The organism is Bacillus sp. BC08, assembly GCF_054326875.1.
In genome coordinates this window covers 794717-817582 of the sequence record NZ_JBTGPA010000031.1, presented here as the reverse complement: position 1 = coordinate 817582, position 22866 = coordinate 794717, and the positions used below count along the sequence as shown (strand labels likewise).

Genomic DNA, 22866 nt, shown 5'->3' with positions numbered 1-22866 from the left:
ATGAGACAATGTATTTTAAATATTAAAAGTACCATAGAAATTTTGAAAATAAATTGAAGGGAAATGATAAAAAACTTGAGATTGAGGTAACGGAGGATAACCGTGGCTTTGAAAGGTAGTACTACTTGGATGTGCGCCATGATGCCAAAATGAGGGAGTAACTTGACCGGGAATTTGATATTGTTGCCAAGTTGCAGGAAGTTCAATTCCTACATCGGAACTAGCTGTATGAACGGCTGGAACGTGTATCCCAGGAGTCGAAGGAACGACGACTGTTACTCTTGAAGGTACCCACATAAAATAATCACTCCTAAGTTGTGATAATAAAGTAGTATATTCTTTTCACACATATAAAGGTACATATAGATAGGACTTTAGGCTAAGGTATGCGTATAAAGTTGTAAGACCAATTTAAATTGGTAGTGGACCATTTATTATAAAAGATACGTCTATTTACGGAGGGAAAAGGGATTAAGAAAATGTAAAATGGAGGTGGTAATTGAAAGAACATACGTGTTTATGGAGGAATTTTAATGGAACGATTATGGACGAAATCATTTATTCAAATGACTTTCGCAATGTTATTTTTATTTACAGGATTTTATTTACTAGTTCCAACGCTCCCGCTCTTTATTAAAGAGATAGGTGGCAATGAATCACAAGTTGGACTCATGATGGGAATGTTTACAATAGCAGCAGTTGTAATACGACCGATTATCGGAGGAATGTTAGATCAATATGGTAGAAGATCTTTTATTATTTTCGGACTCATCTTTTTTGGGATAACGATGTATTCGTATAATTTAGCGTCGACTATTGTCCTTTTAGCTGTTTTGCGGGTTATTCATGGAGTAACATGGGCTGTTTCTACAACAGCTGTTGGAACAGCGATAACTGATATTATTCCAGATTCCCGCCGTGGTGAAGGGATGGGGTGGTACGGGATGGCTATGACAATTGCAATGGCAATCGGTCCAATGATTGGATTATCGGTTGTACAACATTATTCATTTCACGGTCTATTCTTGTTAGCAACTCTTTTATCCTTTATGGCAGTCCTATTATCGTTCATGACGAAAATGCCATTCACACCTCAAAAAGAAAAAGGGAAAATGCAGTTGTTTGAAAAATCGGTTTTAACAATTACGATTGTTGTTTTCTTTTTATCATTTGCATATGGAGGGATTACGACATTTTTACCGCTATTTGCATCATCAATTGATGTGAATCCTGGGACATTCTTTCTTGTATATGCAGTTGCTTTAACAATTGTACGACCAATTTCAGGAAAACTATTAGATAAGTATGGTGAAGTATTTATCATACTCCCGGCACTATGCATTACTATTATCGCAATAGTTGTATTAACACTTTCAAATAGTTTAATGGGTGTAATTATTGCCGCTGCATTATACGGTGTTGGATTCGGTTCAGCGCAGCCGGCATTGCAAGCAGCGATGATTACAATTGTTGATCCGAGTAAAAGAGGAGTTGCTAACGCTTCGTTCTTTACCGCATTTGATCTAGGGATTGGACTTGGTGCGATTTTACTTGGATTTGTTTCGCAAATGTTTGGTTACCGTATTTTATTTGCAGGTAGTGCAATTTCAGGATTACTTGCTTTAATTATTTTTGTCGTTTTTGTAAAACAGCGATTAGGTAAAAAAGAATTTGCGTAAACAGGAGAAACAAAGATGAAAATTTCAATTGAACGTAACGATTTGCAATGGCTAAAGGATAACATATTTATAGTTCAATTCAGCCTGACTATTCTTTAGGGATAGTTTCTGAGAAATCACAGATGGGGAACTCGTATCAGTTGAGAAAGAAGACATTCTATTTTAGGGGATGTTTCTAATCTTTAGTACTTTAAAAACTATCATTTAGTTGAATGTTACTATGAGGAAACGGAAGAAATTCAATTTAATTATGTAAAATAATAACTTTTTCAAAAATAAATAAGTTTTATATAAGAATTATATTGATGAGATAGTGAAATAAATATCATGTAGAAACGAGTTGTATATGTATACAACTCGTTTTTTTTATTTTCTTAAGAAAATCGGATAAATGATATATTCTATGGGATTTTCTGAGTCATCCTTATATTTTGTTTTAATAAGACACGCAAAGAAGTCTGTCCTTTCTTTATAAAATATGAAAATTATTTTTGAAAAACTGTATTGTTACATCGGTAAAAGTATAGGAAACATATCATTATAAAATAAATTGAAATCTTCTAAAAACTCTGATACATTGAAATAGAAATGTAGTTTCACAGTATTGTAAAGGCTTACAGTTATGTGCACGAAGATCTATTAGGATTGGAGGAAATAATGATGAAAGCTGAAGAAAAATTTTCCCCGGGATTAGATGGTATAGTGGCAGCGGAGACGAAGATCTCGTTTCTTGACACAGTGAAAGGTGAAATTGTAATTCAAGGGTATGATTTAATCGAACTCTCAAAAACAAAAGAGTATTTAGACATTGTGCACCTTTTATTGGAAGAACATCTACCAAATGAGGATGAAAAAGCAACACTTGAAAAGAAATTAAAAGAAGAATACGCGGTACCAGAAGGTGTATTCAACGTATTAAAGGCATTACCGAAAGAAACGCACCCGATGGATGGATTGCGTACAGGTGTTTCCGCATTAGCTGGTTACGATAATGATATCGAAAACCGCTCGTTAGAGGTAAACAAAAGCCGCGGGTACAAATTATTGAGTAAAGTACCAAACATTGTAGCGAATAGCTATCATATTTTAAATAATGAAGACCCAATCGAACCTCTTAAAGAATTATCATATAGCGCGAATTTCTTCTATATGTTAACAGGTAAAAAACCAACTGAACTTGAGGAGAAGATCTTTGATCGTTCCCTTGTTTTATATAGTGAACATGAAATGCCAAACTCTACATTTACAGCGCGCGTTATTGCATCAACGCAATCCGACTTATATGGTGCTTTAACAGGTGCAGTTGCATCTTTAAAAGGTAGCTTACACGGCGGTGCAAACGAAGCCGTTATGTACATGCTTTTAGAAGCTGGTAATGTTGAGAAGTTTGAAGAGTTGCTACAGAAGAAACTATATAACAAAGAAAAAATTATGGGCTTTGGACATCGTGTGTACATGAAGAAGATGGATCCAAGAGCACTGATGATGAAGGAAGCTTTAAAGCAGTTATGTGATGTAAAAGGTGATTATACACTATATGAAATGTGTGAAGCTGGAGAAAAGATTATGGAGAAGGAAAAAGGAATTTATCCAAACCTTGATTATTATGCAGCTCCAGTATATTGGATGCTTGGTATCCCAATTCAACTTTACACACCAATCTTCTTTAGCTCTAGAACAGTGGGCCTATGTGCGCACGTAATTGAGCAACATACGAACAATCGATTGTTCCGTCCACGTGTAAATTACATTGGCGAGCGACATGTACTTAGTAAATAAGAACAACTGGGGAGTTGTTTGCGCCGCCCGCCAGATGGGTGTTTGACCGACACCCATCATTAATAATAACGAATTTTCGACAGAAAGGGAAGAATAGCATGATTAAAACAAATGAAATTAAACAAAAAGATGCATTATTAGAAGAAATTGCGGATTATGTATTAAATAAAGAGGTAACTAGTGCAGAAGCATTCAGTACTGCTCGTTACGTCTTGCTTGATACGCTTGGATGCGGAATTTTAGCATTACAATATCCAGAATGTACGAAATTACTAGGACCAGTTGTTCCAGGAACAATCGTGCCAAATGGTACACGTGTACCAGGTACGTCATATGTACTTGATCCAGTGAAAGGTGCATTTAATATCGGATGTATGATCCGTTGGTTAGACTATAACGATACTTGGCTTGCAGCAGAGTGGGGACATCCATCTGATAATTTAGGCGGAATTTTAGCAGTTGCAGATTATATTAGCCGTGTTCGTATCTCAGAAGGAAAAGAACCATTAAAAGTACGTGAAGTACTAGAAATGATGATTAAAGCACATGAAATTCAAGGTGTACTTGCTTTAGAAAACAGCTTAAACCGTGTTGGTCTTGACCACGTATTATATGTAAAAGTAGCAACAACTGCTGTAGTTGCAAAAATGCTTGGCGGAACACGTGAAGAAATCTTTAATGCATTGTCACATGCATGGATTGATAATTCTAGTCTTCGTACATATCGTCATGCACCAAATACTGGCTCACGTAAATCATGGGCAGCAGGTGATGCAACAAGCCGTGGTGTTCATCTTGCAATGACTGCTCTAAAAGGTGAAATGGGTTATCCAACAGCTTTATCTGCACCAGGCTGGGGATTCCAAGATGTATTATTTAATAAACAAGAATTAAAGTTAGCGAGACCATTAGAGTCATATGTAATGGAAAATGTATTATTTAAAGTTTCATATCCAGCAGAGTTCCATGCACAAACTGCTGCAGAGTGTGCTGTGAAATTACATCCAGAAATTAAAGAAAGATTAGAAGAAATTGATCATATTACAATTACAACTCATGAATCAGCAATCCGTATTATTGATAAAGAAGGTCCATTAAATAACCCAGCTGATCGTGATCATTGCTTACAATACATTACGGCAATTGGTTTATTAAAAGGAGATATCGTTGCGGACGATTATGAGGATGCAGTAGCAAATGATCCACGTGTAGATGAATTACGTAATAAGATGGTTGTTGTTGAAAACAAACAGTACAGTTTAGATTACCTTGACCCGAACAAGCGCTCAATCGCCAACGCTGTTCAAGTCCATTTCAAAGATGGCACTGTAACAGAAAACGTGGAATGTGAATATCCACTTGGTCACCGTTTCCGTAGAGACGAAGCAATTCCAAAAGTTGTTCAAAAATTCACTGCAAATATGGCAGGTCATTATTCTAGTAAGCAACAAGAACAAATTCATGAAGCTTGTTTAAATGAAGAGAAACTAGAAAATATGAATGTAAACGAATTTGTAGATCTATTCTTAAATTAATAATAGGGGGAATTTAGAATGGCTTGGGTTGTGAATAAACAGTCAACACAAGAGGAGCTTGCGAATCGCTTCCGAGCTTTAGTAGAAGCAAATGAAATTTTGCAAATTCCAGGTGCTCATGATGCAATGGCAGCTTTAGTTGCGAGAAATACAGGATTTTCAGCTCTTTATTTATCAGGAGCTGCTTATACTGCAAGTAAAGGACTACCTGATTTAGGAATCGTTACGTCTACTGAAGTAGCAGAGAGAGCAAGAGATCTAGTAAGAGCTACAGACTTACCAGTTCTTGTTGATATTGATACAGGATTTGGCGGTGTTCTTAACGTAGCGAGAACAGCGGTAGAAATGGTAGAAGCGAAAGTTGCAGCTGTTCAAATTGAAGATCAACAATTACCAAAAAAATGTGGACATTTAAATGGTAAGAAACTCGTTACGACAGAAGAATTAGTTCAAAAGATTAAAACAATTAAAGAAGTTGCACCAAGCTTGTATATTGTGGCACGTACAGATGCTCGCGGTGTAGAAGGTTTAGATGAAGCGATCGAAAGAGCGAACGCCTATGTTAAAGCAGGTGCAGATGCGATATTCCCTGAAGCACTTCAATCAGAAGAAGAGTTCCGTCTATTTAATAGTAAAGTAAATGCACCTTTACTTGCGAATATGACTGAATTCGGAAAAACGCCATATTATAGTGCAGAGGAATTTGCGAATATGGGCTTCCAAATAGTTATATATCCTGTAACTTCACTTCGTGTTGCAGCGAAAGCATATGAGAATGTGTTTACTTTAATTAAGGAAACAGGTTCTCAAAAAGATGCACTTTCAAGTATGCAAACGAGAAGTGAGTTATATGAAACAATTTCATATCATGACTTTGAAGAATTAGATACTGGAATTGCAAAAACAGTATTATCAGAGGATCAATAGATAAAACAACTAAGGCGATGAGAATACATCTTTGGCAAAAAGAACTGCTTGATGTGAATATTCATCGCCTTCTGTTTTCAAAAATAAGATATTCCACTCATCGTAGACGAGCATATGAAGTAGAAAATAAGGCCGAAATGATAGGGGGATTCAGATGGAGAAAACGAAGTTACCGTGGGATGAATTTTTTTCACTTAATAAAGATGTGAATCATAGTTTCTTTACGCCAGAAGATTTTTCAGGAGATGAAGATTTAATCGCAAAAACGACAGAACAATTCGTTAAACAAGAAATTGTTCCACAAATGGAGAATATTGAACAACATAACTATGAAGTTTCTCGTCAATTATTTGAGAAAGCTGGAGAACTTGGATTATTAAGTATCGAGGTCCCAGAACAGTACGGTGGATTTGAGTTAGGAAAGGCAGTTTCAGGGCTTGTAGCAGAAAAAATGGGATACGCTGGTGCATTTAGCGTTTCATTTAATATACACGCAGGTGTAGGTACATTGCCTTACATATATTACGGAACGAAAGAACAAAAAGAAAAATATTTGCCGAAAATTGCGTCTGGAGAATGGATTGGGGCTTATGCTCTAACTGAACCGAATGCTGGCTCTGATGCTTTAAGTGCAAAAACGAGTGCAGTATTAAATGAAGATGGTACTGCTTGGAAGTTGAATGGTGAGAAGCAGTGGATTACAAATGCTCATATGGCAGATGTATACGTTGTTTTTGCGAAGACAAATAAAGGAATGACAGCGTTTATTGTCGAAAGAACATGTGAAGGTGTATCTATTGGACTAGAAGAAAAGAAAATGGGGATTAAAGGCTCATCAACCGCTACTCTTATTTTAGAAGATGTTGTCATCCCTGCAGAAAATGTTTTAGGGGAAGTTGGGAAAGGGCATCACGTAGCTCTTAATATTCTTAACTTCGCTAGACTTAAGCTTGCTTTTGGAAATATTGGAACAGCAAAACAAGCAATTGGTTTGTCGGTTCAATATGGAAAAGAGCGAAAACAGTTCCAAAAGGAATTAGTAGATTTTACGATGATTCAAGAGAAAATTGCAAATATGATCATTGCTACATATGGTGCAGAAAGTGCAGCTTATCGTACAGCGGGTGTAATTGACGCAGCAATTCATGAGAGTGATGAAGATCTTATGAAGAAAATGTCTCAATTTGCAATTGAATGTGCACTTAATAAAGTAAATGCTTCTGAAACACTAGGTCATATCGTAGATGAAGCTGTACAAATTCATGGTGGTTACGGTTATATGCAAGAGTACGAGGTAGAACGATTATATCGTGATGCTAGAATTAGTCGTATTTTTGAAGGAACGAACGAAATTAATAGATTAACAGTTGCCAAAATGTTAATGAAGCAAATGGAACAAATTGAAGATACAGAAGTAGAGATTGATGTAGCAAATGTCGAAAGAAACCATCGTTACATTTTATTAGCGAAAAAATTGTTGAAACAATCTTTGAAAACGCTCTCTAAAACTCCAGGATTAAAAATTGATCAAGAGCAAGAATATTCACGTGTATTATCAAATATGTTAACGGACGTGTACGTCATGGAATCAGCATTTTTACGTACGAGTAAAGCCATTAGAAAAAATGGTGAAGAGAAAGAGCGTACGAAACAAATGATAACTGACGTTATTTGTGAAGAAGGCTATCGCAAAGTAGAAGAAGCGGCGATCTCTATACTTTCAGCGGCTGTCACAGAAGAACAAGATAGACATGTGATTTTAACTGAAATTCGTCAATTATTAGTGCCTTTATACACGAACGTATTTACAAAAAAGAGAGAAATTGCGAAAGCTATTATAAATCGCGGAAAGTATATTGTGTAAATAGGAGGAAAGCGATATGAAAAAGATTGGTTTTATCGGTTTAGGTAACATGGGTCTTCCGATGTCTAAAAATTTAGTCAAATCAAATTACACAGTGTATGGCGTGGATTTAAATAAAGAGGCTGAAGCTTCCTTTGAAAAAGAAGGAGGAATTATTGGATTATCGATTTCAAAACTAGCAGAAACATGTGATGTGATTTTTACAAGTTTACCTTCACCTCGTGCTGTTGAAGCGGTATATTTTGGCGAAGAAGGATTATTTGAAAATAGTCACTCGAATGTAGTTTTAATTGATACAAGTACTGTATCTCCACAGTTAAACAAACAGTTAGAGGAATCTGCGAAGGAAAAGAAAGTAGACTTTTTAGCAGCACCTGTTAGTGGTGGAGTAATTGGAGCCGAAAACCGTACATTAACGTTTATGGTTGGTGGATCGAAAGAAGTATATGAGAAAACGGAATCTATCATGAGCGTACTAGGAGCGAATGTTTTCCATGTTAGTGAGCAGATTGATAGTGGTACAACAGTTAAATTAATTAATAACCTATTAATTGGTTTTTATACAGCTGGCGTAAGTGAAGCTTTAACATTAGCGAAAAAGAATAATATGGATTTAGATAAAATGTTTGATATTTTAAATGTAAGTTACGGTCAAAGTAGAATTTATGAGCGCAATTATAAAAGCTTCATTGCATCAGAAAACTACGAGCCAGGCTTTACTGTGAATTTATTAAAGAAAGATTTAGGATTTGCAGTAGATTTAGCGAAAGAAAGCGAACTTCACTTACCAGTAAGCGAAATGCTATTAAATGTATATGAAGAAGCAAGTGAAGCTGGGTATGGTGAAAACGATATGGCAGCTTTATATAAGAAAGTGAGTGAACAATTAATTTCTAATCAAAAATAATAGACGTAAATACATCATAAAAAAGGAGAGAATATAATGATTACAACTGAAATTAAACGAGTAAAAAATCATATTAATGGTGAGTGGGTAGAATCTACTGGTACAGAAGTAGAAGCAGTTCCAAATCCGGCGACTGGAAAAATTATCGCTTACGTTCCACTATCTCCGAAAGAAGATGTTGAAAAAGCTGTTGAAGCGGCAAAAGCAGCTTACGAAACATGGTCTAAAGTACCAGTTCCGAACCGTTCAAGACAATTGTATAAATATTTACAGCTTTTACAAGAAAATAAAGAAGAGCTTGCAAAAATCATAACGCTTGAAAATGGTAAAACATTAACAGATGCAACTGGTGAAGTGCAGCGTGGTATTGAAGCGGTAGAACTTGCAACATCAGCACCAAATTTAATGATGGGACAAGCTCTACCGAATATTGCAAGCGGCATTGATGGATCGATTTGGCGCTATCCAATTGGAGTTGTTGCGGGTATTACACCGTTTAACTTCCCAATGATGATTCCATTATGGATGTTCCCACTTGCAATTGCTTGTGGTAATACATTCGTATTAAAAACATCTGAAAGAACGCCACTTTTAGCGGAGCGACTTGTAGAGTTATTCTATGAAGCTGGTTTTCCAAAAGGAGTATTAAATTTAGTACAAGGCGGAAAAGATGTTGTAAATAGCATTTTAGAAAATAAAGATATTCAAGCTGTTTCGTTCGTTGGATCTGAGCCGGTAGCTCGTTACGTTTATGAAACAGGTACGAAACACGGGAAACGTGTACAAGCGTTAGCTGGTGCGAAAAACCATGCGATTGTAATGCCAGATTGCAATCTTGAGAAAACCGTACAAGGTGTGATTGGGTCTGCATTCGCAAGTAGTGGAGAGCGCTGCATGGCATGTTCAGTAGTAGCGGTAGTAGATGAAATTGCTGATGAATTCATCGACGTACTAGTAGCAGAGACGAAGAAGTTAAAAGTAGGTGATGGTTTCCACGAAGAAAATTATGTTGGACCATTAATTCGTGAATCTCATAAAGAGCGTGTACTAGGCTATATTAATAGCGGTGTAGCAGATGGGGCTACTTTATTAGTAGATGGCCGCAAAATTAAGGAAGAAGTTGGAGAAGGTTACTTTGTAGGTGCGACAATCTTTGACGGTGTAAATCAAGAAATGAAAATTTGGCAAGATGAAATTTTCGCTCCAGTATTAAGCATTGTAAGAGTTAAAGATTTAGAAGAAGGTATTAAACTAACAAATCAATCTAAATTTGCAAATGGTGCAGTTATTTATACGTCAAACGGTAAGCATGCACAAACGTTCCGTGATAATATCGATGCTGGTATGATCGGTGTAAACGTAAACGTTCCAGCACCAATGGCATTCTTCGCATTTGCAGGAAATAAAGCTTCCTTCTTTGGTGATTTAGGTACAAATGGTACAGATGGTGTACAATTCTATACACGTAAAAAAGTTGTAACTGAGCGCTGGTTTTAATAAAGAGTAGATAGCCAAATCGGTTATTAAATGAAAACCACCACTAAGAATAGTGGTGGTTTTCGTTTTGTTAATTATTTTTTTCAAAAGCTAGTTTAATACCAAAACCAATTAAGACGATTCCTGTTAACCCTTGAATATAACGTTGCGTCTTCGGTTTTTTCATAAAAGCACTAATTTTATCGATTAAAAATATATAAAAAGCGAACCAAATAACTGTTAAAACGAGGTAAGTAAGGCCCATTACGAGAAGTTGGATAAACGTATTATGATTTGGATTTAAAAATTGCGGTAAAAAGGTTAAAAAGAAGACTGCTACTTTCGGGTTTAATAAATTTGTAAGAAACCCTTGGCGAAAGCAAGAAGAGTGTTCGTCTTCATGATTTAAAGGTATATCTGCTGTATCAACACTTTCTTTATTTCTTACTGCTAAAAGGGCTTTAATACCAATATAAATTAAATATAGAGCTCCAACGTACTTGAAAATAGAGAATAAAAGAGCTGACTTTACAATAAGTGCGGATAGTCCGATTACTGCTGCTAACGTATGAATCAAAAGTGCAATACATGTGCCGAACACTGTTTTTACTCCACCCATCTTACCGGCAACTAATGTGTTTTTCGTGGCCATTGCTGTATCTGGACCAGGTAAAATAATTAGACAAATAGACATAATGATGAAAAGAAAAAAATTTTCAATCATAGTCGCTCCTCCTTTTTATTTTTAGAATATTTGATTAAAAATAGTGTAGCACATATTTCGATTTAATAAAATTAAATTTTATTAAAAATTATTAAATGAGAAAGAAGCTATATAGTCGCGTAATTACACGACTATATAGCCTCAGATTTATCCTGTATGAACGGGGATGCCCCCCACTTATTAAAGTTTCACTTTATGCATTAAGTAAGTTAAAGAATCGATTTACATCTTCTTCTGAAACATCACTTAACTGCTTATATTTATAATTCGGATTTTGATCTTTATCAACGACAACAGAGCGTACTCCTTCGAAGAAATCTGCATGTCTCATGAAATTTTTAGCAAGTACAAGGTCGGTAGCAAAACATTCTTCAACGGACTTATCTTGTCCGTCAATAAACTGTTTTAATGTTACTTTTAACGAAATAGGGGATTTTGATAATAGCGTTTCTTTCGTTTTTAAAGCAAAGGAACCTTGATCTTTCTCCAATGATTGGATGATTTCTTCAATTGTATCGAATGCAAAGTGTGAATTCATTTCTTCTAATGAAGAAGCAAGTTCGCTTTCTAAGCTTGGAGCAGTTGCAAATGTACGAATGACTTCTTTTAAATTAGTATGTACATCATCTTCTTTATGCCAATTTACACTTTCAAGTTCAGTAAGGAAATTTGGTAATGAATCAGATGTCATAAAGTAATCAGCAGCGTTTATAAATAATACGTCTGAAGCTTTTAAAATAGATGCCGTTAAAGCAACATAGCGGCCGGCAAACCCTGGAGCTTTATTTAAGAAATAAGCAGCACCGACGTCTGGGAAGAAGCCGATATTCATTTCGGGCATTGCCCATTTCGTACGCTCAGTTACAATTCGATATTTCGCACCATTTGTAAGACCGACACCACCGCCCATTACAATTCCATCTAAACAAGCGATGATTGGTTTTTTATATTGATAAATATATGTATCAATTTCATACTCTTCTTCAAAAAAACGTTCCGCATGCTGTAATGCAGCTTCATTTGAATGTGCTTCATAAAGAGTTTTAATGTCGCCGCCTGCACAAAAACCTTTTGTGCCAGCTCCTTTTAATACGATAAGCGCAATTCGCTCGTCATTTTCCCATTCTTTCAGTTTATGCCCAATTGGTTGTAACATGTCATAAGATAAAGAATTAAGTGCTTTTGGGCGGTTTAAAGTAATTGATGCAACTCCGCTTTCACTAACAGAAAATAAAACGTGTTCAGTCATAATTCATCCTCCCTTACATATCTTCTTATTCTTAATTCTTGATACGTACTGAAATGTCCTTTATAAACTTTGTCTAAAGTTGGCGATACATGTTAATTTGCCCAATGCATATTTTGACGAGTTATATTTGCAGGATTTCGGAGGTTGAAAATGAATATTACAACATTACTGTAATTGTAATTATTTGAAGTTATCATGATAAACACGCTATTATATAGGTGTAAATTGTACATAATCATCTTAAAAAGGGTATTTGAAATGATTATGATAAAAGAAAAATTGCTTTTCATTAGAAATAGAGAAAGGAGAAATCGGAATGCCAGGACCTTTACTGTTGTCGGTGATTATTTTGTCTTCTTTAATGATAGGGATAACTCAGTTTTTTCATCATACAGATACGACAGAGGAAGTGAAGGATAAAGTACGACTTGTATTTCCGATTTTTATCATATCTATTTCTTTTTGCCTTCTATTAAATAAAGATGGGTACATTGTCGCAGTATTTTCATTTTTTGTAGCGATCGTTTTAATTACAGTTTTATATTATGTAATGAAAGACTTTATACAAAAATAAAGATGTCACATGAGACATTTTTATTTTTGTAACGAATAAAATTTCACATACCGTATTATATGTGAAAAATAAAAAACATATAGCGATAGAAAAGTATGTACTTTACCGTGTATTTACTTGTCAATCTTGCATAGCCAATATACTATTAATAGTGTAGAGATTAGAAAAAGGGGTTGTATCTATCATGAAATTTGAGATGCACACAAAAATTATTTCAAATGAAAAAGAAGTAAGGTTACATATAGAAGAAAACATATTTCAATTAAAATTGGATGGTTATCACTTATTTACAGTTCAAGAAATATTACCTTTATATAAATCAAATGAAGAAAGAATTGGTAGTGCAATGATACAAAAGTTAGAGTGGGAGAACGGAAAAACTACTATAAACTATCAACTCGTATCACTAAAATCAGTAAATTAAAAGGAGCAGAACAATATGAAGTTATTTCATACAGCGGATTGGCATTTAGGAAAACTTGTTCATGGCGTGTATATGACTGAAGATCAAAAGATTGTATTAGATCAGTTTGTACAAGCTGTTGAAGAAGAAAAACCAGATGCTGTAATTATTGCAGGCGATTTATACGACCGAGCAATTCCACCAACAGAAGCAGTAGACTTATTAAATGATGTGTTACAAAAAATAGTGATTGATTTACAAACACCAGTTATTGCGGTTGCAGGTAACCATGATAGTCCTGATCGTATTCATTTTGGTAGTAGTTTAATGAAGAAACAAGGTTTATTTATTGTGGGGCAATTTCAATTTCCATATAATCCAATTATATTAAATGATGAACATGGTGAGGTTCACTTCCATCTCGTTCCATATGCTGATCCAAGCATAGTTAGACATGTATTGAAAAATGAAGACGTACGTTCTCATGATGATGCGATGCGTATTTTTATGAATGAGCTTTCTGAAACGATGGATAAAGAAGCTAGACATATATTTGTAGGTCATGCATTTGTAACTTCTGCGGGAGAAGCTGAGGAGAATACAAGTGATGCAGAACGACCACTTTCAATTGGTGGTGCTGAATACGTAAATAGTCATTATTTTGATAAGTTTCATTACACAGCGCTTGGACATTTACATCAAGCGCATTTCGTACGTAATGAGACAATTCGATATTCAGGTTCGCCACTTGCATATTCTATTTCTGAAGAAAAACATAAAAAAGGATATTATATTGTAGAACTAGCCGAGCAAGGTGAAGTAACAATTGAAAAAAGGTTACTTACACCACGCCGTAAAATGCGAACAGTAGAAGCAAAAATAGATGAATTATTACAACATCCAATAAGTGAAGATTACGTGTTTGTAAAATTATTAGATGAAAATCCTGTCTTGCAGCCAATGGAAAAAATACGCTCTGTATATCCAAATGCAATGCATGTTGAAAGATCTATTCAAAGACGAGAGTTCACAGAGTCAAATGAAGTAACAGTTTCAAGACATAAAACGGATGATCTATCGCTATTAAAGGCTTTTTATAAAGAAATGAAAGGCTTAGATTTATCAGAAGAGAAAGAACGTCTATTTGTAGAGGTACTACAAACAGTGCAAGAACGGGAAGGTGAACGAGGATGAGACCGATTCAGCTTATTATGACAGCATTTGGGCCATATAAACAGAAAGAAGTAATCGATTTTAATAATCTTGGAGATCATCGTATTTTCGCCATTTCTGGTAATACAGGGGCTGGAAAGACAACGATTTTTGATGCAATTTGTTATGTGTTATATGGTGAGGCAAGCGGAGAAGAACGTAGTGATACGAGCATGCTGCGCAGTCAATTTGCTGATGATAATATGTATACTAGTGTAGAACTAACCTTTCAACTAAAAGGGAAACGTTATGAAATAAAACGACAACTTGGACATAAAAAACAAGGGAACAAGACGATTACGGGACATGCAGTAGAATTATATGAAGTGATTGGTGAAGAGAAGGTTCCAGCCGTTGATCGTTTTCATGTAACGGATGTAAATAAAAAAGTGGAAGATTTAATTGGTTTAAGTAAACATCAATTTAGCCAAATTGTTATGTTACCGCAAGGGGAATTCCGAAAACTATTAACATCTGAGACAGAAAACAAAGAAGAAATTTTGCGTCGTATTTTTAAAACGGATCGTTATAAGTTAATGCGTGAATTACTTGATCAAAAACGAAAACAATGGAAAGACGTCTTACAAGAAAAACAGAAAGAGCGAGAGTTATACTTCCGTAATGTTTTTAAATTACCAATCCGAGATGGATCATTATTAGAGATATTAGTAGAACAAGAACATGTAAATACGCATCAAGTAGTAGAAGTATTAGAACAAGAAACAGATGTGTATAAGGCAGAAGTTGAGCAATTACAAGTAGAACAAGAAGTTCAAACGAAGCAATTAAAGGATGCTGAAATACGTTTTCATGCAGCGAAATCTGTAAATGAGAAATTTATAGATTTACAACAAAAGAATGAGAAATATAATATTTTACAAGAAAACCGTACAGTTATTGAAATGAAAGAAACATCTTTTAAACGTGCGGAAGAAGCGAAGCGCTTATTACCATTTGAACAATGGTACGAAGAAGCAATACAAAATGAGCAGAAGGCTGAAAGTTTGTTAAAACAGATAATCGCCAAAAAAGATAATATAACGAATAGCTTTGAACTAGCTCAGGAGAAATATGAAGCAGTAAAAAATAAAGAGCCTGAGAGAGAAAATGCAAAAAAACTTGTTCAAAGGTTAGAAGAATTACAACCGATTATTGCATCATTAGCTGAGAAACAGTTGAATTTACAAAATGCAGAAATTCAAGTAGGGAAATTAAAAGAAGGTATGCACAACTTAGAGCGACAATTAGACGAGCATACAAGTCAAAAACAGCAAATGTCTGGTGAATTACAGCAATTAGAACAAGCACTTGAGCAATATGTAGATAAAGTAGAAGAACTAACGAATATGCGAGAAGATGCAAAAGTTTTAAAGCAAGCATATGATGTTTGGCAAGAAAAACAAAAATTCGAGCAAGAAAAAGAAGCGGCATATAATAAGATGCAAATGGCAGTGAACGCATATGAAAATATGGAACGTCGCTGGTTAAGTGAACAAGCTGGAATATTAGCTCTTCATCTACATGATGGCGAATCTTGTCCAGTATGTGGGAGTGCGGACCATCCGAAAAAAGCTACAGAGCAAAGTGATGCAATCGATGAAAAAGAGTTAAATGATTTAAGAGATAAGAAGAATGTTGCTGAAAAATTACATGTTCAATTAGAGGAGAAATGGAATTTCTATCATCTTCAATATGAGCAAGTAATAGAGGAGGTTAAGAAGCGAGGTTATCGCTCTGAAGAATTAGCTGAAACATATAGTGCGCTTGTTCAAAAGGGAAAACAATTAGTAACTGAAGTGAATACGTTAAAAGCAAGCGAAGAAACGCGTAAGCAAATTGCTGTGAATATAAAAAGCGTAGAAGAAAAAGTGGATGCACTTCAGAAGCAACAGCGTGAGGTAGAAACAGAGCAGCACCGTATAGAAATGGAGTGTATGCAGCTTCGTACGTCATATGAACATGATAAGAAAAATATTCCTGAAAACTTACAAACAGTCCAATCTTGGAAAGTACAGTTTGACCAAGCTATGCATGAACTCAAATTAATGGAGGAAGAATGGAAGAAAGTGCAGGAAGCGTATCAACATTGGCAAAATGAAAATATACGAATTCAAGCAGAACAGGAAAGTGCTTCTAATCAATTTGAAAGTACAAAATTGAAGAAAGAAGAGACTTTCGTGCGCTTTATGAAAGAGCTTGAACAGAGCGGATTTACAGATCAATCTACGTATAAAGAAGCTAAATTAAATGATGCTGAGATGGAGATGTTACAAAAAGAAATTCAAAGCTATTATTCATCTCTTGAAGTACTTGCAAAACAAATTGAAGAGTTACGTGCGGAATTAAAAGATAAAGAGTATATGGATATTACAGCGTTAGGTGAACATATAAAAGATTTAGAAATAAATCTTGATATCATTAAAGAAAAGCGTCAACGTGCGCAAAATGCAGTAACATATATTTCTGGTTTACATGAAAATATTAGACGTATTGATGAGCAAATTCATGAGGAAGAAAAAGCTTTCCAAGAACTTGTTGATTTATATGAAGTAATGAAAGGTGATAACGAAAGCCGTATATCATTTGAACGCTACATCTTAATTGAGTATTTAGAACAAATTGTTCAAATTGCAAACGAACGATTACGTAAATTATCAAATGGACAATTTTATTTAAAACGAAGTGAACGAGTTGAAAAGAGAAATCGTCAAAGTGGATTAGGATTAGATGTATACGACGCATATACTGGCCAAACACGCGATGTAAAAACATTATCTGGCGGCGAGAAATTTAATGCATCGCTTTGCTTAGCGCTCGGGATGGCAGACGTCATTCAAGCATATGAAGGCGGTATTTCCATCGAAACGATGTTTATCGACGAAGGCTTTGGTTCATTAGACGAGGAATCATTAACAAAAGCGGTAGACGCCTTAATTGACTTACAAAAATCAGGCCGATTTATCGGTGTTATTTCACACGTTCAAGAGCTGAAAAACGCAATGCCAGCTGTATTAGAAGTAACGAAGCAGAAGGATGGTTGTAGTCAGACGAGGTTTGTGGTGAAGTAAGTTCAATTATAATTCATATTTAAAGCATTCTTTGCGAGTTTCTACTATAGAACTTATGATAAAACAAATGCCATCTCTTTATAGAGGTGGCATTTGTTTGTTATTCTTAGGAGTTATCAGTAGAAGGCGGTGTATTTTCCAATCGATTATAAGTTTTAAAGGCCGAAATTGCCGAGATAACACCACCGACTAAAAATAAAGCTGATCCACCGACCAAAATGATACGACTGACATATGTTTCGCGCGCTTCTTCAACTTCTTCTTGTAACATTGTTGGCATTTGAATTCCTCCTAAACAACATTTATTTTGTAGATAGTATATACAAATGCCTAAAATATGTTAAAATCACTGGATAGTGTTATGAGGAAGTATATAGTTAGATGTGAATTGTTTGAAAAATCTTCATTATAAATATATGCTAACTTCACATAGAGCACATATTAACATTGTATTATGTATATGTACCAAATAAATAAAGTGAATTGTATTTCATTCTGTTTTTAAAAATTTAAAATTCTATTATTTTTATATAAAGGTTTCTCGTCGGAGTTTTAAATATTTTGGAAATAGATATAAATAAGAGAAATTCACATAAAAGGGGAATGTCTTATGACAACATATACGAGTGAAATGAGAAAAAGTTTAGTTTCAGAAGAAGATGTAGATATTTTAAAAATTATGGCTCACCCAATCCGATTACAAATTGTAAATGAATTAAGTACGAGAAAAACTTGTAATGTAACGCAATTAACAGAATTACTAAATATTCCACAATCGACTGTTTCGCAACATTTATCAAAAATGAAAGGTAAAGTGTTACGAGCTGAGAGAAGGGGCTTAGAAATTTATTATCACATTAATAATTTAAAAGCGAGTAAGATTGTAAGTGTTTTAGGATATATAAACTAATGAAGTATTTTCATATAAAATAGCCGCTGCTGGTAAGCAGGGGCTATTTTTTGTTGTTTTATGTATTCTTATTTAAAATTTTATAGTTTTTATGATTTACAATTGTTCGATCAAATTCAAAAGTACCACCGCTTACATCTGTAATTTCAACTAAGACCGATTCAGTATATAGTTTTAGTACAGATCCTGTAATCTTTAAATTATTTCGGTGAAAAAGTATAGTATCCCCTACGTTTGCTTTCATAGTACCTCCTTATTAAAGACAGAATTATTTTTTTATTATATATATTAAACCACGTATAGATATATTAGTGAATATTTAGTTTTGTTTATCAATAAAAAATTTTTTATTTTATAAAAAATAAAATGCATCGTAGTGTAAAAATAGTTTTTTTAGTTGTATAGGAAAATCAAAATTTTGTAATCTAGCCATGATATAACTTGAGACATAATTTTTATAAAAGAAGATGTTAAAACAGCTGTAAGTCGTATGGATGCGAAACATGATAATAGCTATTTACGTATTTAATAATTCGTTTTTTGTATTTCGTCCTTCGTTTTCTGTAACTGATTCCATATATTTGACGCTCTATCTTGTAAGTGCTTACATAAGCGGTGACATCTTATACAATGAAGGTGTTAAATCAAAAGAGGTGGTCAATATGAACATAAAAAAAGTAAATTTAGCGAACAGCATTGAAATAGAAAGAGGAGGCGAAAAGGTATGAAAAAATCAAATGTTAATCCATGGCTAGTTGTACTTGGCACAGTCATCGTACAAATGGGGCTTGGAACAATATATACATGGAGTTTATTCAATCAGCCTTTAGTTAGTAAATACGGTTGGAGTCTTAACGCAGTTGCTATAACTTTCTCAATTACTAGTCTTTCCTTAGCATTTTCAACTTTATTTGCAAGTAAATTGCAAGAAAAATGGGGACTTCGTAAACTTATTATGATAGCTGGACTAGCATTAGGGCTAGGATTAGTACTTAGCTCACAAGCTTCCTCATTAATATTGCTGTATGTACTAGCAGGAGTTGTTGTAGGTTATGCAGATGGTACAGCGTATATCACTTCATTATCCAATTTAATAAAGTGGTTTCCAAAGCGTAAAGGTTTAATTGCTGGTATTTCTGTTTCTGCATATGGTTCAGGTAGCTTAATCTTTAAATACGTTAATGCACAGTTAATTGAATCAGTTGGAGTATCACAAGCATTTATATACTGGGGGTTAATTGTTACAGCTATGATTGTCCTTGGAGCTTGTTTAATCCATCAAGCTGCAGATCAAGGTGCAGTTCATGAGACAAAAACTCACGAATATACAACGAAAGAAATGTTAGGCACAAAACAAGTATACTTATTATTTATTATGTTATTTACATCATGTATGAGTGGCTTATACTTAATTGGTATGGTAAAAGATATTGGTGTTCAACTTGTAGGACTTAGCGCAGCAACAGCAGCTAATGCGGTGGCTATGGTTGCAATCTTCAATACATTAGGTCGTATTATTCTAGGACCGTTATCAGATAAAATCGGTCGTTTAAAAATCGTTACTGGTACTTTTGTTGTTATGGCAAGTTCAGTCTTAGTTCTAAGTTTTGTAGATTTAAATTACGGTATCTACTTCGTATGTGTAGCAAGTGTAGCGTTTTGCTTTGGTGGAAATATTACGATTTTCCCAGCTATTGTTGGTGATTTCTACGGTATGAAAAACCATAGTAAGAACTATGGAATTGTGTATCAAGGATTTGGATTTGGAGCGCTTGCAGGTTCCTTTATCGGTGCGCTTCTAGGTGGATTCAAACCAACATTCATGGTGATCGGCGTATTATGTGTCGTATCATTTATTATCGCAATTTTAATTCAAGCACCTAAACAGAATAAAGAACAAGAAGAAGACTATCGCAGTGTAGCATAAATATATAAATCTTCTATAGCTCTTTGATTAGAAAAAGCACCCTATTAAATAGGGTGCTTTTTCTATGAATAACAACTTGTGGAATTTTCTTGAGGCAAAAAGTGAGTAAAGTATTCGTTTGGATTATATTGGAATATTAAAAAATGAAACATTATATTCGAACTACTTATTAAATCTTAAATTATAAACACGACATACATCAATAATTGCAAGATATACTTTCTCGATATTTTCAGAAAAATGTTGAGAAAGTATATACTCGATTTTTTGGTAAGGATTTGTAAATGAGGGTATCTATAGTTTATCTTCTTTAATTTTACAAAGAGGAGTAGGAATTAAATGTTTAATGTACGTGTTTATTACTACTTTTAGATGTAATTGCATTGAGAAGTACTAAAATTTTTTATCTGAAAAATAAAAATAGGTTGACAAGTTTATTGAGAAAGATTATCATTTAGGTGTAAGAATATTAAATGAAAAACATTATCAATGAATAATATTTTGATGGAAAGTACACTTGACCAATTAGTTTAGTAAGTGTATTATTTTTTACATTGATAATGATAATCGTTATCAAATTTGGTTAATTAGATTAATTTTCAAGTGAAAGGATAGAGGAAATGAACTTAGGGGAATTTGTTGGAAAAACGGTTTTAGTAACAGGTGCAGCCCGAGGTATAGGTAGTGTTGTTGCCAAAATGTTTTTAGAAAGAGGAGCTACAGTTATTGCGGTTGATCAAAATGAAGAGGGGTTAAATGTTCACTTAAATGAAAATGAATTAAAGGAAACACACCTGAAAACGTTTCGTTTAGATGTGAGTGATAGTACCGCTGTTGAAAATATGGTAAACGGTATTGAAAATGATATAGCGCCGATAGATATATTAGTAAATGTTGCAGGGGTTTTACGTATGGGAGCAATTCACTCTTTAAGTGATGAAGATTGGAATAAAACATTCTCTGTAAATGCTACAGGAGTTTTCTATATGTCCCGAGCGGTAAGTAAACGTATGATGCAAAGAAAGTCAGGGGTAATTGTTACAGTTGGTTCAAATGCAGCAAATACCCCGAGAATGGAGATGGCTGCGTATGCGGCATCCAAAGCTGCAACGACGATGTTTATGAAGTGTTTAGGATTAGAACTTGCAGCATATAACATTCGCTGTAACTTAGTTTCTCCAGGTTCAACTGAAACTGAAATGCAACGGTTACTATGGGCTGATGAGAATGGAGCAAAAAATATCATTGCTGGTTCTCAAAGTACATATAGACTCGGTATACCATTACAAAAAATTGCACAGCCTTCAGAAATTGCCGAAGCGGTATTGTTTTTAGCTTCTGATAAAGCAAGTCACATTACAATGCACAATTTATGTGTCGATGGCGGAGCTACATTAGGCGTTTAATAAAAAATAGGGGGCTACTATACTATGAATGAACTTACGGCTGTAAAGGAACTGTCAGAACAATTATTAGAAGATTATAAGACTGAATCTTCGTTCTTTTTCGCTTCACCAACTCGAACGATATTGACAGAAGGAGAGTTTACTACAGTAAAACATCGTGAAATTGAAAGTTTTCCAGAACTAGTACAGGCAGTATTACGTAATGCAAAACAAGCTGGAAATCCGAATCCTATCGTTGTCGGTGCTTTGCCATTTGATCGTAGAAAAGAAGTGCAACTTACCGTACCAGAATATAGCAGAATATCAGAACGATTACAATTAGATACAACAAATCAGCTTGAAACAAATGAGAACTTAACATTTGAAATGACGCCTGTACCAGATCCGGAAGTGTATATGAATGGTGTGAAGCAAGGAATTGAAAAAATACAAGACGGAGATTTAAAGAAAATCGTTCTATCCAGATCGTTAGATGTTAAATCTTCCGAAAAGATTAATAAGCAAAAACTTCTTCGAGAATTAGCAGAGCATAATAAGCACGGTTATACATTTGCTGTTAATTTACCGAAAGATGAAAACGAGAATAATAAGACATTAATTGGGGCAAGCCCTGAATTACTCGTTTCACGTAATGGTATGCAAGTTATTTCTAATCCGTTAGCAGGTTCAAGACCGCGTAGTGATAATCCAGTAGAAGATAAAAGAAGAGCAGAGGAATTACTTTCTTCTCCAAAAGATTTACATGAACATGCGGTAGTAGTAGAAGCGGTTGCTGCTGCGCTTCGTCCATACTGTCACACATTACATGTTCCAGAAAAACCATCTGTTATTCATAGTGAAGCGATGTGGCATTTGTCCACAGAAGTGAAAGGTGAACTAAAGGATCCGAATATTACTTCTTTGGAATTAGCAATTGCACTTCATCCTACGCCAGCAGTTTGCGGAACGCCAATGGAAGAAGCGAGAGAGGCGATTCAAAAAATTGAGCCATTTGACCGTGAATTCTTTACAGGAATGCTAGGGTGGAGCGATTTAAGTGGAGATGGTGAATGGATTGTTACAATTCGTTGCGCTGAAGTGCAAGAAAATACACTTCGACTATTTGCAGGAGCGGGAGTTGTTGCTGAGTCAAAACCAGAAGATGAGTTAGCAGAAACTTCAGCTAAATTCCAAACGATGCTGAAAGCTTTAGGTTTGAATGATAGCTCATTGAATGAAGAATAGGG

General features: G+C 34.7%; 20 protein-coding genes and 1 pseudogene. 16 read left to right on the top strand and 5 right to left on the bottom strand.

What is annotated here, in order from left to right; translation table 11 throughout:
- Positions 1-15: 15 nt before the first annotated feature.
- Positions 16-297 (bottom strand): hypothetical protein, encoded by a 282-nt coding sequence (locus tag ACXVYO_RS14760; RefSeq protein WP_458467604.1) that lies wholly within the window; start codon positions 295-297, stop codon positions 16-18.
- A gap of 236 nt (positions 298-533) precedes the next feature.
- Between ACXVYO_RS14760 and ACXVYO_RS14755 the strand changes: the two genes are divergently transcribed.
- From ACXVYO_RS14755 to ACXVYO_RS14720, 8 genes and pseudogenes are all read left to right on the top strand, one after another.
- Positions 534-1679: an MFS transporter gene (locus tag ACXVYO_RS14755; protein WP_458467603.1), complete on the top strand. Its 1146-nt coding sequence runs from the start codon at positions 534-536 to the stop codon at positions 1677-1679.
- A 15-nt stretch (positions 1680-1694) separates the two neighbouring features.
- A pseudogene (locus ACXVYO_RS14750) lies at positions 1695-1940 on the top strand (HesB/YadR/YfhF family protein).
- A 396-nt stretch (positions 1941-2336) separates the two neighbouring features.
- Positions 2337-3458, top strand: coding sequence for a citrate synthase (gene mmgD, locus ACXVYO_RS14745; RefSeq protein ID WP_048528943.1), 1122 nt, complete (start codon positions 2337-2339; stop codon positions 3456-3458).
- 98 nt (positions 3459-3556) lie between these two features.
- Positions 3557-4993 carry a 2-methylcitrate dehydratase gene (prpD, locus tag ACXVYO_RS14740; protein ID WP_458467602.1) on the top strand — a complete coding sequence of 479 codons (1437 nt, stop codon included), beginning with the start codon at positions 3557-3559 and terminating at the stop codon, positions 4991-4993.
- An 18-nt stretch (positions 4994-5011) separates the two neighbouring features.
- Positions 5012-5920, top strand: coding sequence for a methylisocitrate lyase (gene prpB / locus ACXVYO_RS14735; protein WP_458467601.1), 909 nt, complete (start codon positions 5012-5014; stop codon positions 5918-5920).
- Between the two features lie 154 nt (positions 5921-6074).
- Positions 6075-7784: an acyl-CoA dehydrogenase family protein gene (locus tag ACXVYO_RS14730; protein ID WP_458467600.1), complete on the top strand. Its 1710-nt coding sequence runs from the start codon at positions 6075-6077 to the stop codon at positions 7782-7784.
- 16 nt (positions 7785-7800) lie between these two features.
- A complete protein-coding gene (locus ACXVYO_RS14725) occupies positions 7801-8691 on the top strand; it encodes an NAD(P)-dependent oxidoreductase (RefSeq protein ID WP_458467599.1) in 891 nt (296 codons plus the stop codon).
- 36 nt (positions 8692-8727) lie between these two features.
- On the top strand, positions 8728-10188 hold the full coding sequence (locus ACXVYO_RS14720) for a CoA-acylating methylmalonate-semialdehyde dehydrogenase (protein WP_000633353.1): 1461 nt from the start codon (positions 8728-8730) through the stop codon (positions 10186-10188).
- A 70-nt stretch (positions 10189-10258) separates the two neighbouring features.
- Here ACXVYO_RS14720 and ACXVYO_RS14715 read toward each other — a convergent pair whose 3' ends face one another.
- Both ACXVYO_RS14715 and ACXVYO_RS14710 read right to left on the bottom strand, forming a co-directional pair.
- A complete protein-coding gene (locus ACXVYO_RS14715) occupies positions 10259-10891 on the bottom strand; it encodes a LysE family translocator (RefSeq protein ID WP_097845140.1) in 633 nt (210 codons plus the stop codon).
- 193 nt (positions 10892-11084) lie between these two features.
- Positions 11085-12140, bottom strand: a complete 1056-nt coding sequence (locus ACXVYO_RS14710; protein WP_458467598.1) for an enoyl-CoA hydratase/isomerase family protein — start codon at positions 12138-12140, stop codon at positions 11085-11087.
- 316 nt (positions 12141-12456) lie between these two features.
- On the opposite strand from ACXVYO_RS14710, the gene ACXVYO_RS14705 reads away from it, so the two are divergent.
- The 4 genes from ACXVYO_RS14705 (at position 12457) to ACXVYO_RS14690 (ending at position 17397) form a co-directional block, all read left to right on the top strand.
- Positions 12457-12714 (top strand): hypothetical protein, encoded by a 258-nt coding sequence (locus ACXVYO_RS14705; RefSeq protein ID WP_458467597.1) that lies wholly within the window; start codon positions 12457-12459, stop codon positions 12712-12714.
- Between the two features lie 184 nt (positions 12715-12898).
- Positions 12899-13138 carry a DUF2584 family protein gene (locus ACXVYO_RS14700; protein ID WP_000667347.1) on the top strand — a complete coding sequence of 80 codons (240 nt, stop codon included), beginning with the start codon at positions 12899-12901 and terminating at the stop codon, positions 13136-13138.
- A gap of 15 nt (positions 13139-13153) precedes the next feature.
- Complete coding sequence (locus ACXVYO_RS14695; RefSeq protein ID WP_458467596.1) at positions 13154-14311, top strand: exonuclease SbcCD subunit D; 1158 nt, start codon at positions 13154-13156, stop codon at positions 14309-14311.
- Positions 14308-17397, top strand: a complete 3090-nt coding sequence (locus ACXVYO_RS14690; RefSeq protein ID WP_458467595.1) for an AAA family ATPase — start codon at positions 14308-14310, stop codon at positions 17395-17397. Before ACXVYO_RS14695 ends, ACXVYO_RS14690 begins: the two co-directional genes overlap by 4 nt.
- A gap of 106 nt (positions 17398-17503) precedes the next feature.
- On the opposite strand, the gene ACXVYO_RS14685 is transcribed toward ACXVYO_RS14690, so the two are convergent.
- Positions 17504-17677, bottom strand: a complete 174-nt coding sequence (locus tag ACXVYO_RS14685; protein ID WP_001142748.1) for a hypothetical protein — start codon at positions 17675-17677, stop codon at positions 17504-17506.
- A 330-nt stretch (positions 17678-18007) separates the two neighbouring features.
- Here ACXVYO_RS14685 and ACXVYO_RS14680 point away from each other — a divergent pair, with 330 nt between their 5' ends.
- Positions 18008-18307 (top strand): ArsR/SmtB family transcription factor, encoded by a 300-nt coding sequence (locus tag ACXVYO_RS14680; protein WP_000214798.1) that lies wholly within the window; start codon positions 18008-18010, stop codon positions 18305-18307.
- 58 nt (positions 18308-18365) lie between these two features.
- On the opposite strand, the gene ACXVYO_RS14675 is transcribed toward ACXVYO_RS14680, so the two are convergent.
- Positions 18366-18551, bottom strand: a complete 186-nt coding sequence (locus ACXVYO_RS14675; protein ID WP_242253821.1) for a YkvS family protein — start codon at positions 18549-18551, stop codon at positions 18366-18368.
- A 480-nt stretch (positions 18552-19031) separates the two neighbouring features.
- Between ACXVYO_RS14675 and ACXVYO_RS14670 the strand changes: the two genes are divergently transcribed.
- From ACXVYO_RS14670 to dhbC, 3 genes are all read left to right on the top strand, one after another.
- On the top strand, positions 19032-20234 hold the full coding sequence (locus tag ACXVYO_RS14670) for an L-lactate MFS transporter (RefSeq protein WP_458467594.1): 1203 nt from the start codon (positions 19032-19034) through the stop codon (positions 20232-20234).
- Between the two features lie 620 nt (positions 20235-20854).
- Positions 20855-21640 (top strand): 2,3-dihydro-2,3-dihydroxybenzoate dehydrogenase, encoded by a 786-nt coding sequence (locus ACXVYO_RS14665; RefSeq protein ID WP_458467593.1) that lies wholly within the window; start codon positions 20855-20857, stop codon positions 21638-21640.
- Positions 21641-21664: 24 nt separating this feature from the next.
- Complete coding sequence (gene dhbC, locus ACXVYO_RS14660; RefSeq protein WP_458467592.1) at positions 21665-22864, top strand: isochorismate synthase DhbC; 1200 nt, start codon at positions 21665-21667, stop codon at positions 22862-22864.
- Positions 22865-22866: the final 2 nt, after the last annotated feature.

What these genes read in the sequence shown, in the direction of transcription:
- ACXVYO_RS14720 (WP_000633353.1), top strand. Translation starts at nt 8,728, where the DNA reads ATGATTACAACTGAAATTAAACGAGTAAAAAATCATATTAATGGTGAG.
- ACXVYO_RS14710 (WP_458467598.1), bottom strand. Translation starts at nt 12,140, where the DNA reads ATGACTGAACACGTTTTATTTTCTGTTAGTGAAAGCGGAGTTGCATCA.
- prpD (WP_458467602.1), top strand. Translation starts at nt 3,557, where the DNA reads ATGATTAAAACAAATGAAATTAAACAAAAAGATGCATTATTAGAAGAA.
- ACXVYO_RS14715 (WP_097845140.1), bottom strand. Translation starts at nt 10,891, where the DNA reads ATGATTGAAAATTTTTTTCTTTTCATCATTATGTCTATTTGTCTAATT.
- ACXVYO_RS14725 (WP_458467599.1), top strand. Translation starts at nt 7,801, where the DNA reads ATGAAAAAGATTGGTTTTATCGGTTTAGGTAACATGGGTCTTCCGATG.
- dhbC (WP_458467592.1), top strand. Translation starts at nt 21,665, where the DNA reads ATGAATGAACTTACGGCTGTAAAGGAACTGTCAGAACAATTATTAGAA.
- ACXVYO_RS14760 (WP_458467604.1), bottom strand. Translation starts at nt 297, where the DNA reads ATGTGGGTACCTTCAAGAGTAACAGTCGTCGTTCCTTCGACTCCTGGG.
- ACXVYO_RS14670 (WP_458467594.1), top strand. Translation starts at nt 19,032, where the DNA reads ATGAAAAAATCAAATGTTAATCCATGGCTAGTTGTACTTGGCACAGTC.
- ACXVYO_RS14690 (WP_458467595.1), top strand. Translation starts at nt 14,308, where the DNA reads ATGAGACCGATTCAGCTTATTATGACAGCATTTGGGCCATATAAACAG.
- ACXVYO_RS14695 (WP_458467596.1), top strand. Translation starts at nt 13,154, where the DNA reads ATGAAGTTATTTCATACAGCGGATTGGCATTTAGGAAAACTTGTTCAT.
- ACXVYO_RS14755 (WP_458467603.1), top strand. Translation starts at nt 534, where the DNA reads ATGGAACGATTATGGACGAAATCATTTATTCAAATGACTTTCGCAATG.
- prpB (WP_458467601.1), top strand. Translation starts at nt 5,012, where the DNA reads ATGGCTTGGGTTGTGAATAAACAGTCAACACAAGAGGAGCTTGCGAAT.
- ACXVYO_RS14685 (WP_001142748.1), bottom strand. Translation starts at nt 17,677, where the DNA reads ATGCCAACAATGTTACAAGAAGAAGTTGAAGAAGCGCGCGAAACATAT.
- ACXVYO_RS14665 (WP_458467593.1), top strand. Translation starts at nt 20,855, where the DNA reads ATGAACTTAGGGGAATTTGTTGGAAAAACGGTTTTAGTAACAGGTGCA.
- ACXVYO_RS14700 (WP_000667347.1), top strand. Translation starts at nt 12,899, where the DNA reads ATGAAATTTGAGATGCACACAAAAATTATTTCAAATGAAAAAGAAGTA.
- ACXVYO_RS14680 (WP_000214798.1), top strand. Translation starts at nt 18,008, where the DNA reads ATGACAACATATACGAGTGAAATGAGAAAAAGTTTAGTTTCAGAAGAA.
- ACXVYO_RS14730 (WP_458467600.1), top strand. Translation starts at nt 6,075, where the DNA reads ATGGAGAAAACGAAGTTACCGTGGGATGAATTTTTTTCACTTAATAAA.
- ACXVYO_RS14705 (WP_458467597.1), top strand. Translation starts at nt 12,457, where the DNA reads ATGCCAGGACCTTTACTGTTGTCGGTGATTATTTTGTCTTCTTTAATG.
- ACXVYO_RS14675 (WP_242253821.1), bottom strand. Translation starts at nt 18,551, where the DNA reads ATGAAAGCAAACGTAGGGGATACTATACTTTTTCACCGAAATAATTTA.
- mmgD (WP_048528943.1), top strand. Translation starts at nt 2,337, where the DNA reads ATGATGAAAGCTGAAGAAAAATTTTCCCCGGGATTAGATGGTATAGTG.